Annotated in this window: 14 protein-coding genes and 1 tRNA gene; 5 read left to right on the top strand and 10 right to left on the bottom strand. The window is 41.4% G+C overall.

Going from position 1 to position 16,155, the window contains the following annotated elements; genetic code table 11:
- Positions 1-42: 42 nt before the first annotated feature.
- A complete protein-coding gene (locus tag ACFOSV_RS12600; RefSeq protein ID WP_377906368.1) occupies positions 43-1,200 on the bottom strand; it encodes an acyl-CoA dehydrogenase family protein in 1,158 nt (385 codons plus the stop codon).
- A 166-nt stretch (positions 1,201-1,366) separates the two neighbouring features.
- Between ACFOSV_RS12600 and ACFOSV_RS12595 the strand changes: the two genes are divergently transcribed.
- Together ACFOSV_RS12595 and ACFOSV_RS12590 are read left to right on the top strand one after the other, a co-directional pair.
- Positions 1,367-2,329 (top strand): phosphotransferase, encoded by a 963-nt coding sequence (locus tag ACFOSV_RS12595; RefSeq protein ID WP_377906367.1) that lies wholly within the window; start codon positions 1,367-1,369, stop codon positions 2,327-2,329.
- Positions 2,326-3,570 (top strand): ADP-ribosylglycohydrolase family protein, encoded by a 1,245-nt coding sequence (locus ACFOSV_RS12590; RefSeq protein ID WP_377906366.1) that lies wholly within the window; start codon positions 2,326-2,328, stop codon positions 3,568-3,570. The genes ACFOSV_RS12595 and ACFOSV_RS12590 overlap by 4 nt, the downstream gene beginning before the upstream one ends.
- A 49-nt stretch (positions 3,571-3,619) precedes the next feature.
- On the opposite strand, the gene ACFOSV_RS12585 is transcribed toward ACFOSV_RS12590, so the two are convergent.
- The 5 genes from ACFOSV_RS12585 to ACFOSV_RS12565 all read right to left on the bottom strand — a co-directional run bounded on the left by ACFOSV_RS12585 (position 3,620) and on the right by ACFOSV_RS12565 (position 8,068).
- Entirely contained in the window at positions 3,620-4,207 is a 588-nt protein-coding gene (locus ACFOSV_RS12585; RefSeq protein WP_377906365.1) for a hypothetical protein, read from the bottom strand.
- Positions 4,208-4,580: 373 nt separating this feature from the next.
- Positions 4,581-5,096, bottom strand: coding sequence for an acyl-CoA thioesterase (locus ACFOSV_RS12580; RefSeq protein WP_377906364.1), 516 nt, complete (start codon positions 5,094-5,096; stop codon positions 4,581-4,583).
- Positions 5,089-5,736, bottom strand: a complete 648-nt coding sequence (pncA, locus tag ACFOSV_RS12575) for a bifunctional nicotinamidase/pyrazinamidase (protein WP_377906363.1) — start codon at positions 5,734-5,736, stop codon at positions 5,089-5,091. The genes ACFOSV_RS12580 and pncA overlap by 8 nt, the downstream gene beginning before the upstream one ends.
- The gene (locus tag ACFOSV_RS12570) at positions 5,723-7,207 is read right to left on the bottom strand and encodes a nicotinate phosphoribosyltransferase (RefSeq protein WP_377906362.1); all 1,485 of its coding nucleotides are present in this window, start codon (positions 7,205-7,207) and stop codon (positions 5,723-5,725) included. The genes pncA and ACFOSV_RS12570 overlap by 14 nt, the downstream gene beginning before the upstream one ends.
- A 57-nt stretch (positions 7,208-7,264) precedes the next feature.
- The gene (locus ACFOSV_RS12565) at positions 7,265-8,068 is read right to left on the bottom strand and encodes a DMT family transporter (RefSeq protein ID WP_377907307.1); all 804 of its coding nucleotides are present in this window, start codon (positions 8,066-8,068) and stop codon (positions 7,265-7,267) included.
- A gap of 139 nt (positions 8,069-8,207) precedes the next feature.
- On the opposite strand from ACFOSV_RS12565, the gene ACFOSV_RS12560 reads away from it, so the two are divergent.
- The gene (locus tag ACFOSV_RS12560; RefSeq protein ID WP_377906361.1) at positions 8,208-8,657 is read left to right on the top strand and encodes a peroxiredoxin; all 450 of its coding nucleotides are present in this window, start codon (positions 8,208-8,210) and stop codon (positions 8,655-8,657) included.
- Positions 8,658-8,660: 3 nt separating this feature from the next.
- On the opposite strand, the gene ACFOSV_RS12555 is transcribed toward ACFOSV_RS12560, so the two are convergent.
- Entirely contained in the window at positions 8,661-9,311 is a 651-nt protein-coding gene (locus tag ACFOSV_RS12555) for an ABC transporter ATP-binding protein (protein ID WP_377906360.1), read from the bottom strand.
- 141 nt (positions 9,312-9,452) lie between these two features.
- On the opposite strand from ACFOSV_RS12555, the gene sucC reads away from it, so the two are divergent.
- Positions 9,453-10,667, top strand: coding sequence for an ADP-forming succinate--CoA ligase subunit beta (sucC, locus tag ACFOSV_RS12550; protein ID WP_377906359.1), 1,215 nt, complete (start codon positions 9,453-9,455; stop codon positions 10,665-10,667).
- Positions 10,668-10,678: 11 nt separating this feature from the next.
- A tRNA-Arg gene (locus ACFOSV_RS12545) sits at positions 10,679-10,752 on the top strand.
- 188 nt (positions 10,753-10,940) lie between these two features.
- Here ACFOSV_RS12545 and ACFOSV_RS12540 read toward each other — a convergent pair.
- The 3 genes from ACFOSV_RS12540 to gyrB all read right to left on the bottom strand — a co-directional run bounded on the left by ACFOSV_RS12540 (position 10,941) and on the right by gyrB (position 16,106).
- Positions 10,941-11,831 carry a DUF3078 domain-containing protein gene (locus ACFOSV_RS12540; protein WP_377906358.1) on the bottom strand — a complete coding sequence of 297 codons (891 nt, stop codon included), beginning with the start codon at positions 11,829-11,831 and terminating at the stop codon, positions 10,941-10,943.
- Between the two features lie 118 nt (positions 11,832-11,949).
- Positions 11,950-14,070, bottom strand: coding sequence for a polyphosphate kinase 1 (ppk1, locus tag ACFOSV_RS12535; protein WP_377907306.1), 2,121 nt, complete (start codon positions 14,068-14,070; stop codon positions 11,950-11,952).
- Between the two features lie 77 nt (positions 14,071-14,147).
- Complete coding sequence (gyrB, locus tag ACFOSV_RS12530; protein ID WP_377906357.1) at positions 14,148-16,106, bottom strand: DNA topoisomerase (ATP-hydrolyzing) subunit B; 1,959 nt, start codon at positions 16,104-16,106, stop codon at positions 14,148-14,150.
- Positions 16,107-16,155: the final 49 nt, after the last annotated feature.

Here is a 16,155-nt window from a genome sequence, read left to right as displayed (position 1 = left end):
TTAAGTAACTATTAAAATTGCTTTTATACAATTCTAATTTCCCTACTTCAGAATTTTTCTTGCGATCAACTCCTTCATGATCTCATTGGTACCTGCATAAATCCGCTGTACTCGAGCATCTGCATAGGCACGCGCTACACCATATTCCCACATGTAGCCATACCCACCATGAAGTTGCACACATTCATCTGCCACTTTACATTGAAGTTCCGTCATATTGTATTTGGCTGCAGACGCCATAGCAGAGTCTAGCTTGCCTTCATTATGTAGCATCACCAATTGATCACAATAGATACGTCCCTGCTCAAGGGCAGCGGTCATTTCAGCGAGTTTAAAGCGGGTATTCTGAAATTCAGAGAGATTTTTTTGAAAGGCCTTGCGCTGCTTCACATAGTCTACGGTAGCTTGAAGCATATATTCTCCAAGAGCTACGGCTGCTAATGCTACGACGAGTCTTTCTTGCGCGAGCTCAGTCATCAGGTAATTGAAGCCATGCCCCACTTCGCCTAATAGGTTTGACTTCGGTACTTTGACATTGTCAAAAAACAACTCACAAGTATCTTGAGCATGAAGACCCACTTTTTCAAAAGGAACGCCTTTGGTAAAGCCCTCCATCTCTCGATCGATCAAGAGCAAACTGATTGCTTTAGAGCTTCTTCTTTGTTCCGTCTTCACGGCGACCACCACCACATCAGACAAGTAGCCATTGGTGATAAAGGTTTTGGAACCATTGACCAAGTAATGGTCCCCCATATCCTCTGCAGATGTACGCATACCTTGCAAATCACTCCCAGCGCCGGGTTCAGTCATGGCCACAGCACCTATGTAGTCACCCGAAATCATTTTTGGCAAGTACTTCTGCTTAGCCTCATCTGTCCCATAATGCAAAATATAAGGCATGACGATGTCGCTGTGCAATGGATAACCGATAGCTGGGCCTGAGCATCCACTCAAGCCTAGTTCTTCGATAAGTATTGCGCTAAAACGAAAGTCTTGAATATTCATTCCTCCGAATTCCTCTGGAGCCTGAATCCCGAGAAATCCATTTTCTCCAAGCTTCTTCCAAGATTCCCGAGAGACCATTTTTTCATTCTCCCATTGGGCATTGTAGGGGGCTATTTCTTTCGCTACAAAAGCACGAACGCTTTCGCGAAATAGCTCATGATCTGCAGTATATTGTGTTCTAGGTAGTCCAAACATTTGGGTTTATAGTTTTGGTTTAGTCAATTCAAAAATACTTAAATAGCCCACAAAACACGCCCAAATCGCCAAATTTTCTTTGGTTGGGTAGCTGACCCTTTTCAAGTATGCATTACTTTCCTTAAGCGGTTTTGATTAATATTGCCAGGCGATAAAAAATGAACAAATGCAAATAATAGGTGAACAGGTAGAGACTCTTGTCTTGTCCCTTTCCTTTTGGAATCCAGGTGAAAAGCTAGAATCAATAACAAAAGCCGGTGAAGGAAATATGAACGCGGTCTATCGAGTAAAGACCAATCAGCGCAGCATCATTCTCAAAAGATCCTTTCCATATGTTCAGAAATTTCCTCAAATCCCAGCTCCAATAGAAAGGATAGATACGGAATACCAATTCTTAAAACTAGTTTCACAAAACCCTCATATACAAAGTTATTCGCCTCAAGTCTTAAACTACTTTAAAGAGGAGCATATCCTTATTCTAGAGGATTTTGGTGAGGGGTCAGATTATTCATTTTTATATAAAGAAAATAATAAACTAAGCCCAAAGGAGGCAAAAGATCTGATTAAATATCTCAATTACCTCCATAAGATTGAAGCTCCCAATTTTCCGAAAAACAAGGGCATGCGTGAGCTAAATCATGAACACATTTTCAACTTTCCCTTTAACCCAGAGAATGGCTTTGATCTGGACCAAGTCCTGCCGGGCTTACAAGATTTGTCCATCAGCTATAAACAAGATGAAGCTCTGAAATCAAAAGTCCATAGTCTTGGTGAGCGCTATCTATCACAAGGCGATACTTTGCTGCATGGGGACTATTACCCAGGAAGCTGGCTAAAGAGTAGCCAAGGCACCAAAGTCATTGATCCTGAATTTGGGTTTTATGGAGATCGAGAATTCGATTTGGGGATTTTTATGGCTCATTTGATCTTTGGGGGAAATACAGCTGAAGAAATTCAGAACATCTTTAAAGGTTACGTTCATGATTATGATGTAAATCTTCAAAAGCAATATGCAGGGGTTGAGCTTCTTCGTCGATTGATTGGAATAGCACAACTTCCCTTGGACTTTGATCTAGAAAAGCGCAAAAAATTGCTGGAAATGGGTAAATCAATGATTTTAGGCGGATGAGAAAAACTCTACTCTTTGGGTTAATTTCCATTCTGGCATTCTTCAGATGTGCAGAAAAAGAAATCGAAATACCTGAATTCCAACAAGAAATTGTACCCGGAACAAACCTGACAGAAATCGAGCTTTACGATAAAATTCTTGGCATGATGGTGGGATCTGCCATCGGGGACGCCATGGGAGCACCAACCGAAATGTGGTCTCGAGAGCAAATTCAAAGCACTTATGGATTTGTAGTGGACCTAGATAGCATGGTCCGCGAAGCTTCACCTGAGGGAACTTGGCTACCTGATCTTCCTGCAGGAGGCACTACTGACGATACCCGCTGGAAAATCTTGACAGCAAGATTTCTTCAAACTCAATCCAAAAACACTTTAGATCCCAAAGATTTTGCTGCTCATATTTCTAAGCAATACACAAATTACGTTCAGACCTATGAGCAGATAGAAAATCCAGACTCCATAGTTTTGATGGAAATGGACCTTCGTTTGAATTGGCTAAGCGAATGGCATAAAGTAAGTGGGCCATTCATAAGAAACGACCTAACAGCCTACGCTGATTCATTAGGTAAATTCTACGGTGGAGAAATGGTCTGCGCGGGCTTACTTTATACTCCAACCTTGGGTGTATTTTTCCCTGGCCACCCTGAAAAAGCTTATACCGAGGCATTTAAGCTCAGTATTTATGATATCGGATATGCCAAAGATATCTCTGCGCTTGCGGCAGCAATGAGCTCTGCAGCTATGTCAAAAACCGCCACTACCGATAGTTTGAAAGCTAGTTTGGAAGTAGATCCTTATGCCTATACCAAAAGTAGGCTGGTGGGAAGATCTGCCGCAGTCTGGGTTCGAGAAGCGGAACGCATCGCTTTGGAATCTCGATCTATTGATAGTTTGGGCGATCGAATGAGCTCAGAAAGTGAGGCTTTGAATTTTGCCTTTACTGAGTTGGATAAGAAGCTTCAAGATATGCCTTTTCATGCCGGTGAGATTTTTTTACAAACTCTTACCGCCATGTTTTATTCTGATTTTGATTTAATAGGCACTTTAACATTCTTAACGAATTACGGAAGAGACAATGATACTACCGCAGCACTAGCGGGGGGAATCCTGGGAGCTTATGTGGGCTTTGATGCCCTGCCGGAAAAAGAAAAGAATCAGGTGCTTACCATTGCAAAATTATATCTGGATCAAGACTTAGAACGAGAGGCCGCCTTGCTTACAGTGCATATTATCAAGCCATAAAAAAACCCTCACTCTGAAAGGAGTGAGGGTTAGACTAGGTTTGAGCGAATTAAATGTGGATAGTTTTAGTTCGGCCTAGTGCATCTTTGAGTTCGAAGTAAACATCTTCAGCATCTACACCAGAGAAGGTAAAGTCCTTCTTGAATCCTTCAGGAGTGTCGATAGTCTCCTGATGCAATATCTGATCGTTATTTTCGTACCTGATGGTCACATCAACCCCTGGCTCGGTCAGTCCAACCACAGATAGACTTATGGTATTTTCGTCAGTTTTCTTACCATGGGCCATCAAAGGAAGTTCTTCAACAGGGATAGCTTTATTCACAGTATTGATCGTGTACACAACACGCTCGTCCTCAGTAGCAATCTCCACTTTATATTCACCGCATGGAAGGCTCTCCAAGTTGTAAGGGATTACTAAATCATCATTTTTTTGCTTTACTTTTCTTTGATGGAGACGATTACCTTCATCGTCAAAGATTGTGATTTTTGCATCTCCCACACCTTCCTTAAGTAGGACATTTACATGTTTGTAGTTTGTCTTTACAGCGCTTAGCTCCATTAGCTCATCATTGTTGTTGTTAGCGAAGCTGGCGAAAGAGATACAGCCTGCAAGTGCGATAGTCATTAAAGTTTTCATAGTATTTGTTGGTTTAGTGTTCTGCCATATCCTTATGCGATTGGCATACCAACAAAAAACTAAGAGCTCAAAAATAAATTTTCAGTAAAGAAATTTTCATTTAAAGATTACTTGAAAACGAAATAATCTATTGTTAGGAGTTAAAAAAATGTGAAAACCTGTCAAAAAAGCGTGCAAATGGGCGTTCGCTTGTCACAGTACCGTACAGTTTTGGCCTAAATCGGGTAAAATGCAGGTTGCATTTTAATGTGAATATTAAGAGATTTTAATTTTTATTTTTTTTCACAAGTACCTGATAACAAAAACATTATCTGAGAGTTCTGTACGCTTTTGTACACAGCTTGTCCGCTAGCACACATTCTTTTGACAAATGTCAATTTTCTTTCAGCTGGTTTGCCAGTTCCTTCACGCGCTCTTTGATGTTCATTTTGCTAATATCGAGATTCAGGGATGTTGCTTTAAGAAAATCTGCCACCGCACCAACATGATCTGTGGATTTGCCTTCGGCTAAAGTCACATAGCGCATCGTAGACCAAAGCACAGTTTTCAGTTGCTTTTTGGAGTCATCAGTCATGACGTACTCTACCACAATGGTATTGTGATTGTGCCAAATCACGCGACTCATAATACGAACCCACTCCCCAACCATGGCGGATCGTACATAACTGATATTGTGATTGTACACTACCCAAGCTGCTTTGAAAGTACGAATCAAATCAATGACCTCTAATCCATAGAGCTTTGGCACCTGATCCTCACGAGCATTGAAAAAGTAATCGAAGTATTTGGCATTATTCAAGTGCCTAAGCGGGTCGCAATCTTGAAATCGGATCACAACACGACTTTCAGTCTGTTTAGGATAATCCTTCTCTGGGTTGTAATCAAACATGTCTTTTATTTAAATCTTGGCTTTGGAGAAGCTTTACTCCAGCAGCTTGTATCTCTTCTAGTGCTTTTGCACCATCATTTTCATTCAGATTGACCGCTTTGGTCCCATCGGTAATTAAAAAAGTTTCGAAGCCCAATTCTTGTGCATCCAATGCAGTAAACTTCACGCAGTAGTCCAATGCCAGCCCGACTACAAAAACTCGCTTCACTCCTAACCCACGTAGAAGCTGATTTAGTCCAGTATCCTCTCTCTTTGCATTATCAAAGAAACCTGAATAGGAATCTAACTTTGGGTTTTTGCCTTTTTGGATAATTCCTCTCCATGAGTCTTTGTGAAGATCTTTTGAGAACTCCGCCCCATCAGTTCCATTCACGCAGTGAACAGGCCAAAGAATCTGGGGTAATCCATCCAATAGAATCTGCTCACCTATCTTTTTGCCTTTATGATTAGCAGCAAAGCTTTCATGATTGGCAGGGTGAAAATCTTGAGTGGCTACAATCAAGTCAAACTTAGCTTGAAGCGCATTGACCACCGGCAAAATCAAATCTCCCGCATGCACAGCAAGAGCTCCGCCGGGCAAAAAGTCATTTTGGATATCGACCAAAAGCAAAACATCACTTTCCTGATTAATGTCCATCATTGTTTTCTTTAGCTGATAAGATCAATTCCATTCGTAGGTGATGAAGGTTTTCTTCTAAGCCCACCGGGTATAAATGGGGGTTCACAAGACGCTTATGAGTTTTATCCAAAGACTCTAACTGATTGGCCACCCGTTCACGCACCTGTTCTAAAGTAGGAACCTTATACTGACGCTTGCCCTTTTTGAAAATTTTGACCAAAAGTTCTTCCTCTTGATAAAATGCAGGCATGATCCGCTTTCGACGAGTTTGATCTATCGGGTCAATAATCACTAGACTTTGTTCTGAAAATTCTTGACCCTCCAAGTAAATCATATCGGCCACAGCTTTACCTCGGGAATAAAAACGCTTGAAGTTATGATAGCCAGGAATATTAATTTTTAAGGACTGCTGAGAGAGTTTGATTTTTGGCTCCCAGTTTCCTTTGTCTGTTTGTATTGCCGAAAGTTTGTAAACAGCTCCTAAGGCTGGCTGATCATAAGCAGTAACAAGTTTGGTACCCACGCCCCACACATTTATAGAGGCCTCCTGATTCTTCAGAGAAGTGATGATTTGTTCATCCAGATCATTAGAAGCAACAATCTTTGCATTCGTAAACCCAGCTTCATCTAGCATTTTTCGGGCTTCATTTGAGAAATAGGCCAAATCCCCAGAGTCTAAACGGATTCCAAGCATTTCCTTGCCTTTCTCTCGAAGCATTTGCCCCACCTTGATAGCGTTTCTGACTCCATTCAGAGTATCGTAAGTATCCACTAGAAATAAGGTCTGATCTGGGAAAGCATCAGCATAGGCCTCAAATGCTTCCAGTTCACTTGGGAAAGCCATGATCCAACTATGCGCATGAGTGCCTGAGACAGGAATTCCAAAGAGTTTACCCGCCATGACATTACTTGTGGATGCACATCCTCCTATGTAAGCAGCACGAGATGCCGCCAAGGCACCGTCTATTCCTTGAGCTCTTCTGAGCCCAAACTCCAAAACAGGCTCACCCTTCGCTGCAAGATTGATTCGAGCAGCCTTGGTAGCAATGAGACTTTGGAAGTTGAGTATATTAAGTAGTGCCGTTTCTAGTAGTTGACATTGGATCAAAGGACCCTTTACTCGAACCAGCGGTTCATTGGGAAAAACAACCGTCCCCTCTTCCACAGCATCGATATCACAGGTGAAATTCAGATCAGTCAAATACTTTAAAAACCCCTTTTCGAAGGTAGGTTCTCCATCCTGATTTTTCATCCCCTGGAGAAAAGCGATGTCCTTATCCGTAAATTTGAAATTTTCACAAAAATCAATCACATATTCTAGACCTGCGGCTAAAGTAAAACCACCTTGAAATGGATGCTTCCGAAAAAAAAGATTGAAAACCGCCTCTTCTTCTCCCTTGCCTGACTTCCAGTACGCATAAGCCATGGTGAGCTGGTAATAATCAGTCAGTAAAGTGAGTGAACTTTGATAGAGGTCTTTGGTAATCTTCATGGGTAGGATTTGTAAATACTAAGTTACAGGCCTTGGGCTTCAATTCAAATCTTGAATCTACTTCACTCTCATATTTAATAGGATTCCAGTGACTACTAGCCCCATCCCAACATAAGATCCTACTGTGAAAGTCTCATCGAAGAAAATGAATCCAAATACCAATGCATATATCATCCCCAGGTAGGTAAGACTCGATACTTTAGATACGTTGGCATTTTGATAGGCAATAGTCATAAAATACTGCGCCAACTGAGTACAGATTCCGATCCATAATAAAAGGGCCCAATCCCAACCCGTAGGATTAACCCAATTGAAAAGACAAATGACTGTGGCGATAGGCAATGTGACAAGAGGAAAATAAAAAATAATCACCAAAGGATGCTCTGTATTTTTCAGCTTTCGGATCACATTGTAAGCCAATCCAGAAAATAAAGCCGATGTAATCCCTATGCCTGCATAAAGCAAATCAACTCGGGCATCAAAGCCCTGCACCACAACAACCCCAACAAAGGCCAATCCAAAAAACAAAAATTGAATAGGTTTGACTTTTTCCTTCACCAAAAAGATCCCCAAAATCGTGGTGAAAATCGGAGAGAGATATTGAATAGTCACGGCACTTGCCAAGGGAATTTTTTGGAGTGTATAAAAAAATGTAATCAGACCTATGGAACCAACTACACCTCGGATTACCAAAAGCTTTTTGTTGTTTCCAAAAACATAGATTTTTTGGCTTTTCAAAAAGGCGTAACTGAAAACCAGACTAAAAATCGATCGAAAAAGAATTATTTCAATTGCCGGTATGTGAGGGATAAATTTTACAGAGACATTCATCAAAGCAAAAAAGATCCCCGCCAAAATCATGGACTGGACGCTGGTGAGTTTCAATTAATTGGTGGTTTCAGAGGTAAATGGGATCGAATGTGATAAAGTTCAGCAAAGAAGAAAAGAAATTGCTGAGTAAACTTTTAAATTCAGCCACTGTTAGAGAAAATAAAAAACTATGTCATTATCCATCGGCCAAAAAGCGCCAGATTTTTCCTTATCCTCAACATCAGGCGAAAAGGTAAGCATGTCCAAGGACCTCAAAGGAAAAGCCTTCATATTATATTTTTATCCAAAGGATTTTACTCCAGGCTGTACAGCCGAGGCCTGTGAGTTTCGGGATCAATTCGAAGCGTTTAGGGATTTGGATATTCCAGTGTTCGGAGTGAGCCGAGACAAAATGGATTCGCATATGAAATTTAAGAAGCAGCACAAACTTCCATTTGATCTGCTATCAGACCTAGACGGCAGAGTTTGCAAAGCTTATGATGCTTTGATCCCACTGATTCGGATGCCAAAACGCGTGACTTATCTCATTGATGCAAATCACGAAATTGCAGCAGTATTTTCAGAAATGTTTGAATCAAAAGGCCATATCGAGAGTATGCTTTCAAAACTGAAAGTGTAGAGGCTAGATTATCAATCCATCCTTCATAGACACCTTTCGATCTGAAAGGTCGGCAAGAGACTCGTTATGTGTAACGATCACAAAGGTCTGCTGGAGTTCGTCCCGAAGTTTGAAAAAGAGCTCATGTAGAGCTTCCGCATTGGTAGTATCCAGATTGCCACTAGGTTCGTCCGCTAGAACTACTTTGGGCGAATTGATCAGAGCACGAGCTACGGCTACCCGCTGCTGCTCTCCCCCGGACATTTCAGAGGGTTTTGCATCCAGTCTGTGACTGATTCCAAGAAGCTCCGCTAATTCGCCAGCGCGCTTTTCTAATGCTGGCAGAGGAGTTTTGCGAATCATTCCTGGTATTTGAATATTTTCCTGGGCAGTAAACTCAGGAAGGAGATTGTGAAATTGAAAAATAAATCCAAGCTGTGAATTTCTAAAATCTGCCAATTCATCCTTCTTAAGCTGACTGAGATTTTTGCCAGCCATCGTGACAGAGCCTGTATCTGGCAGGTCCAAAGTACCAAGAATGTGAAGTAAAGTGCTTTTCCCGGCTCCTGACGAACCTACAATGGATACTATTTCCCTTTCATATATTTCGAGGTCTACTCCCTTTAAAACATGAAGACTTCCATATGATTTATGGATTCCTTTGGCTATCAGCATGGTACAATTTTCTTAAAAAGGTAAAATTAGAATAAATCAGACAATACGAAGGAAGTACGGTTTTTTTTCAGAAAAAAGAAGAAAACCAGAGTTGATATATCGACACATAGGGCTTAACTTCGCACAAAAATTTACCAGAGGATGAATATTCACGAATATCAGGCAAAGGAAGTATTAAAAGGTTACGGAGTTAAAATTCAGGAGGGCATTGTGGCCGATACTCCTGAGGCAGCCCACGAGGCCGCTGTAAAACTGAACGCACAGACAGGTACTTCATGGTATGTGATCAAAGCCCAGATTCATGCCGGTGGCCGAGGTAAAGGTAAAATTAATCAGACCGGTTCGAACGGTGTGGTCCTTGCCAAAAAATTAGAAGACGTTGCTGAAAAGGCAAAAAATATATTGGGTGGAACTTTGGTGACACACCAAACTGGCCCAGAAGGAAAAGTAGTAAATAAGATCTTGGTTGCTGAGGATGTGTATTATCCAGGAGCTTCCGAGCCAAAAGAATATTATCTCTCCATCCTTTTGGATAGAGCTTCAGGTCAAAATGTGATCATGGCTTCTACAGAAGGTGGAATGGATATCGAGGAGGTTGCAGAAAAGACCCCTGAGAAAATCATTAAAGAGTGGATCGATCCAAAAGCAGGTCTTCAAGGTTTCCAAATCAGAAAGGTAGCTTTCAAACTTGGACTTTCTGGTCAGGCATTTAAGGAAATGACTAAGTTCATTGCTGCGCTTTACAAAGCATACGAAGCAACTGATTCTTCTCAATTCGAGATCAATCCTGTGTTGAAAACTTCTGATGACAAAATCCTTGCAGTAGATGCCAAAGTAAACTTGGACGACAATGCACTTTACAGACATCCAAACTTAGCTGAGTTGAGAGATTTAGCTGAAGAGGATCCTTTGGAAGTAGAGGCTGGAAAATCAGGCTTGAACTATGTGAAATTGGATGGAAACGTAGGCTGCATGGTAAATGGAGCAGGCCTTGCAATGGCTACCATGGACATGATCAAGCTTTCTGGTGGTGAACCAGCTAACTTCCTGGACGTAGGAGGAGGAGCCAATGCGACGACTGTTGAGGCTGGTTTCCGAATCATTCTTCAAGATCCAAACGTAAAAGCAATATTGATTAACGTCTTCGGCGGAATCGTAAGATGTGACAGAATCGCAAATGGTGTGGTTGAAGCTTACAAATCAATCGGTGACATTCGAGTTCCAATCATCGTAAGACTTCAGGGCACGAACGCTGAAGAGGGCGCAAAGATCATTGACGAATCAGGTTTGAAAGTTCAATCTGCTATCACTCTGAAGGAAGCTGCTGAGAAAGTTCAGGCCGTCCTAGAAGGATAAAATAAAAATAAGCACTCGTAGTTCAACTGGATAGAATATCGGATTTCGGCTCCGAGGGTTGAGGGTTCGAATCCTTCCGAGTGTACAAAGGCTCATCTTTTAGATGAGCCTTTTTTTATTGAATTATTCTAAGTGGGTATAATAAAAAAGCAGGAGAAGATCTCCTGCCCTTTATTTGAAAACTAAACCAACTATTATTTAACTACCACAATGAATTCAAAAATAATATAAATAATAAAGAATCAAAAGACCAAATAAAAAATTGGATTTTTTTTATTTCTTTTCAGGAAATGTGCTTCGCTTAAATGCAATTCCGAGGGCTAAACCTTGGCTAAATTGTACTTTACTGTCCTGATCCAAGTCATAAATCATCAAACTAGTCAAAGAGACATTGATTAGGTTCGAAACCTTCGCGGTCAAAGCCAAGTCTAATCTATGGTCAATTGCATCAAAAGCAAAATTTTCATAATTCGCGTACATCTGATAGCGCATGATGAAAGTGACATTGTCTGAAATCTTCTTGTTGTAATCCATCAACAAACTGAAGGCCGCCAACTCTGTTCGGACCGTCTCTCCTATTTCTACTCCATAATTCGCTGGAACATTCAAATAAAGATCCGTATCCGTGACGAAAGTCCATCTAGGAGAAAATGGGGACATCCTCAAGCTGAAATCATCATTGGGCTTATATTCCACCCCGATTGCAGAAGTCAAATAACCCGGATTCATAAAATTTGAAATCAAAGTCCGATCTGTATCCGAAAACTCATAGCCCGCCGCAAACTGTGAAAGGAAATTGAGCGAAACGAAGTAGTTCCACTTGTCATTAATTTTATAACCAACTTTTGTATCCAAGAAAATCCGGTCATTGGACTTACGCGTGGACTCTCCTTGGTTTTTTACAATGCCATAGATAAAGTCCATTTGATTATCCCAAGACCACTTATCCTTGGCATAGTTAGCTCTCCCGTTCAAATAGATTCCAAGTGCAATAGAGTTCACTCCTCCTCCCGTCCAGTTTCCACTAAATGATGACTGATTAAGATTTAATCCACCTGCTGTTTCCTTAAGCCAGTACGTGGTATCCTTCGGAGCTTCTTCCTGTGCTAGCGCAAAGGAAAAAAATGTACAACCGATGAGAATTGTGGTAAAAATTCTTTTCATACAATTATATCTTTTGATAAAGAACAAATATGAAAAATAGCAAGATAAAAATGAGGCATTTTATGAATTAAATGGAAGGATCAAGCCAAATCAGGCAAAAACACCCTTCAACCTCTCTTTAAATTAGCTTTACTTTCATCACTTCTGCTGCATCCAAATGGAAAAACTCCTTATGGACATTAAACTCCTCTTCGCCTTCCTTCGGCGCTTTTGCTGTATAGGTTCCATCCTCATTCATCACATAGGCATTGAAATTGTCTTTCAGATTGTAATGAAGGATATTCATCAGTTGGCGCTCAAGCAATTCGGACTCTACCTTAAATAGGGATTCAAGTCGCTTGTCAAAACTTCTCACCATCATGTCTGCACTTCCAGAATAGGTTCTGGAATTTCCATTATTATGGAAGTGGTAGATTCGGCTATGCTCGAGAAGATCTCCCACAATGGATATCACCTCGATATTTTCACTCAAGCCTACTCGACCAGGTCTCAGACAGCAGATTCCGCGAACCACCAATTTAATGGTAACCCCTGCCTGTGAAGCACGGTAGAGAGCATCAATGATAATCGTATCTTCTAGAGAATTAACTTTGATAAATACTCCTGCCGGAAGTCCATTGGAGGCATTTTCAGCTTCCTGCTCAATAAATTTTATCAATTGATTTCGCATGTCCCGAGGAGCAGTAATCAGGTTTTGATAACTTGAAGGAATACTGTGACCTGTGATTACGTTGAAGAATTCGGTAACGTCATTTGCTAGAGTTTCATCTGTGGTCAAAAGCCCAATGTCAGTGTAGAGTCGAGCAGTATCCTCGTTGTAATTTCCAGACCCTAAGTGGACGTATCGAGTGATTTTTGGCCCTTCTTTCTTCACTATCAAAAGAAGTTTAGTGTGGGTTTTCAAGTTTGAAATTCCATAGATCACAAAACACCCTGCTTCTTGAAGCTTTTTGGCCTCCCGAATATTATTCTCTTCATCAAATCTTGCTTTGACCTCAAAAAGCACCGAAACGTGTTTTCCATTTTCCGCTGCTCTAAGCAATGCCTTGGTAATTCTACTATCCTTGGCAAGGCGATAAATGGTCATTTTGATCGCCATGACATAGGGATCATCGGCAGCCTTATCGATAAGCCGGAGAATAGCATCAATATTATTATAAGGGTGGTGAAGGAGTACATCCTTTTTATCCAATGTTTCAAAAATATCCACCTTTCCTTCCTCAGGATACGACAAAGGCTTTACAGGCAAAGGAATCTGGCTTAATTTTTCACGAAAACGCTTGTTACCCACGATTTGCCAAAGGCCAGTAAAGTCTAGCATGCTTTTTCGCTTTACTTTAAATACCGACTCCTCTCCTAGCTTCCAGCGCTCAATTAGCGCCTTGACCATCCACTTGCTGTAGCCTTCTTCTACCTCTATTCTCACAACCCTTCCCGTTTTGCGCTCCATGAGTTTTCTCTTAACCTCTTCAAGAAAGCTCTCCTCCATATCTTCACTCTCTTCCAAAGTGAAATCTCCATTTCTGGTAATCCTAAATAAACTAATGGACTCGATTTCTACATTTCGAAAAAGGGTCACCACATACTCTCGAATGATTTCCTCAATAGGTACTAAAAGCAAAATGTCGTCTCCACGTTCCACCTCAAAAAACCTCGGAATATTTGCAGGAATCTGCACAAAGCTTTGTCTGCGCATACTTTTTTTCTCCCCTGGGCTATTGGTTACCACTCCAAAAACCAAAAGCTTATTCATCAAAATAGGAAAGGTTCGATATGCATCATAAACCATGGGCGTGAGCATGGGGTAGATCGCATTGTCGAAATAGTCTTTTACCAATGCCTTCTCAGATGCGCTTAATAAGGTCAGGTTACAAATAGTCACCCCTTCACGCTGCAGGCCAGGCAAAATAACTTCCGTGAAATGATCGTGTTGATCCTGATGGAAAGCTTGGCAATCCTGCATCAATCGCTCTTTAAAGGGCTCCTCTCGCAAACCTGAATAATCTATCCGCTCACGATCGTAGTCAAGGTAATTATACAGGGACCCAACTCGAATCATGAAAAATTCATCCAAATTCGATGCTGTGATTGCAAGAAATTTCAACTTGTCAAAAATGGTTCGAAAATCCTTTTTGGACTGATCTAGAACACGCTGATTAAACTGCAGCCAGCTGAGGTCTCGGCTGATTAAATCGCTTTTTTGAATTATAGACTCATATTTTTTTGAAAACGTCGCCATTATTCTATCGAGGTATGATCGGATTTTGGAAAAAAGAAAATTCATCGAAAAAAAAGGGGCTTAAAGCCCCAAATTATTTATGTGTCGATTTTGGCATATTTCGCGTTTCGTTCAATGAACTCCCTCCGCGGTGCTACCTCATCGCCCATGAGTGTACTGAATAAGTGATCCGCTTCTGCGGCCGAATCAATATTCACTTGTTTAATGGTCCTTACACTTGGGTCCATCGTCGTGGTCCAAAGTTGCTCAGGGTTCATCTCACCAAGACCTTTATATCGCTGAATTCCTACACTATCTTCTCTACCGTCTTTGGCCATTTCCTTGATTAAGGCAGCTCTTTCTTCTTCGGTCCAGCAGTAGCGCTCGTCCTTACCTTTCTTCAAAAGGTATAGTGGTGGAAGTGCGATATAGATGTAGCCTTTCTCTATCAGGTTGCGCATGTAGCGGAAGAATAGCGTTAATATCAAAGTCCTAATATGGGATCCATCGATATCAGCATCCGTCATAATGATGATTTTGTGATATCTCAAGCCAGACAAATCAAGCTCTTTATCATCCTCTGCCGTACCAAACTTAACTCCCAACGCTGTAAGGATATTCTTTATTTCGTCATTGTCATAGATCTTATGCTCATGCGCTTTCTCCACATTAAGGATTTTTCCTTTTAGTGGCAAAATTGCTTGAAAATCTCTATCACGACCTTGTTTTGCAGATCCACCTGCAGAGTCACCCTCCACTAGGTATAGCTCACAAACAGTTGGATCGCTATTGGCGCAGTCGGCAAGTTTACCAGGTAAGCCACCACCACCAAGCACGTTCTTACGCTGCACCATTTCTCTAGCCTTTCGAGCAGCATGTCTTGCTTGAGCTGCCAAAATCACTTTTCCAACAATGATCTTCGCTTCACGCGGGTGCTCTTCAAGCCAAAACTGCAAGGTTTCCGATACAGCTGAATCTACTGATCCAGAAACTTCGGAGTTACCAAGTTTGGTTTTTGTCTGACCCTCAAATTGAGGTTCGGCGACTTTCACAGAAATCACTGCGGTCAATCCCTCACGGAAATCATCACCAGCTACATCTATTTTGATTTTGTCCAGCATGCCAGATTTGTCTGCATAGGACTTCAACGTACGAGTCAAAGCACGTCTGAAACCTGTCACGTGGGTCCCGCCTTCGTAGGTATTGATGGTATTCACATAGGATACCACATTTTCAGTGTAGGAGTTATTGTAGCTCATTGCCACCTGAACTGGAACCTCCCCATCCAATGATTCGATATAAATCGGTTCGGCAATGATTTTTTCTCTACTTGAATCCAAGTATTCTACAAACTCGACCAAACCTCCTTCGGAGAAAAACTCATCAGACTTGTAGCTTCCGTCTTCCTCTTTTTCACGAAGGTCAGTCAAAAAGATGCGAATGCCTGCATTTAGGAAGGACATCTCTCGAAGACGATTGGCAATCGTTTCGTATTTATATTCTGTTGTGGTGAAAATACTGGCGTCAGGCTGGAAGTGAATAATCGTACCACGCTTATCTGTCTTGCCAACTTCGCGAGCTGGATACTGAGGTACTCCTATTTTAAATTCCTGCTCTACAATGACACCATTTCTATGTACGGTCGCCTTCAAATCAGTCGAGAGTGCATTCACACATGAAACCCCCACTCCGTGAAGACCACCAGAAACTTTGTACGTGTCTTTATCAAATTTACCACCGGCGTGCAACACCGTCAATACAACCTCTAGCGCCGAACGCTTTTCTTTTTTATGCATATCGGTGGGGATTCCCCTACCGTTATCCTCAACTGTGATGGAATTATTCTCATTGATCGTCACTTTGATGGTATCGCAGTGACCAGCAAGTGCCTCATCAATAGAGTTATCGACTACTTCCCAAATCAAATGGTGAAGGCCTTTAATCCCAATATCTCCAATGTACATGGCCGGACGTTTCCGTACCGCTTCCAGGCCTTCTAATACCTGAATATTACCCGCTCCATAATCAGCTGGGTTATTTGCTTTTTCTTCGCTCATAAGTTTAAGGAAAATGCCTTAATACTGGCTCTAAAAGGTGATTTTTTAA

Origin of the sequence: Algoriphagus namhaensis (genome assembly GCF_042649705.1) — a bacterium.
Taxonomy (GTDB): Bacteria; Bacteroidota; Bacteroidia; order Cytophagales; family Cyclobacteriaceae; genus Algoriphagus; species Algoriphagus namhaensis.
The sequence above is the reverse complement of the archived record's forward strand: the minus strand, read 5'-3'. Positions and strand labels throughout refer to the sequence as shown.